This is a genomic window from Segatella copri (genome assembly GCF_019127135.1).
In the GTDB taxonomy this organism is placed as follows: Bacteria; Bacteroidota; Bacteroidia; order Bacteroidales; family Bacteroidaceae; genus Prevotella.
This window is the reverse complement of sequence record NZ_JAHOEA010000166.1, coordinates 1-681: the sequence shown is the minus strand read 5'-3', so window position 1 is coordinate 681 and position 681 is coordinate 1. Positions and strand designations below refer to the sequence as shown.

Annotated in this window: 1 protein-coding gene; it reads left to right on the top strand. The window is 45.8% G+C overall.

Annotation, left to right across the window (positions count from 1 at the left end; translation table 11 throughout):
• Positions 1-208: 208 nt before the first annotated feature.
• A partial coding sequence (locus KSW37_RS15680) for an Arm DNA-binding domain-containing protein (RefSeq protein WP_254368706.1) occupies positions 209-681 on the top strand: 473 nt, incomplete at its 3' end.

The following is a 681-nucleotide window of genomic DNA, read 5'->3' as shown; positions in this document are numbered from 1 at the left end:
GCAGTCGTTGGCTTTAAGTGGCATAGACGAGGAAAAGCGAAAAACGCAGATTGGAGAAATAGAAACGCTTTCAAATCATTACCTCGCATAAACGCCCTAATAAGCATTTTTAACGGTGGCGGTTCATTTTTCCCCGTTCTGCGTAAGTTTTGGTTTTGCCATGCAACTCTCATAGTTTAATTTTGCACCGAACAAAAAAGTAAGAATTATGAGATGCACTTTCAAGACAGTCTTCTATGTAAATGGAAGCAAGGAGAGAAACGGAATTGTCCCTATCATGGGGCGAGTGACAATCAACGGAACTATCGCACAGTTCAGTTGCAAGCAGAGCGTTACCAAGGCTATTTGGGATGCCAAGGGCAACAGAGCCACAGGCAAGAGTAAGGAAGCCAAGGAGGTGAACTTTGCGCTTGACAACATCAAGGCTCAAATCACCAAGCATTACCAGCGACTTTCCGACCGTGAGGCGTTCGTTACCGCTGAAATGGTGAGAAACGCCTACCAAGGCATAGGCACGGAATACGAGACATTGCTCAGAGCCTTTGACAAGGAGAACGCAGCTTTTGCCAAGCGTGTTGGCAAGGATAGAGCCAAGAACACCTACCGCAAGTATCTGACGGTAAGAAAGTATGTTGCCGATTTCATCAAGTATCAGTACAAGCGCAGCGATATGTCCATGAA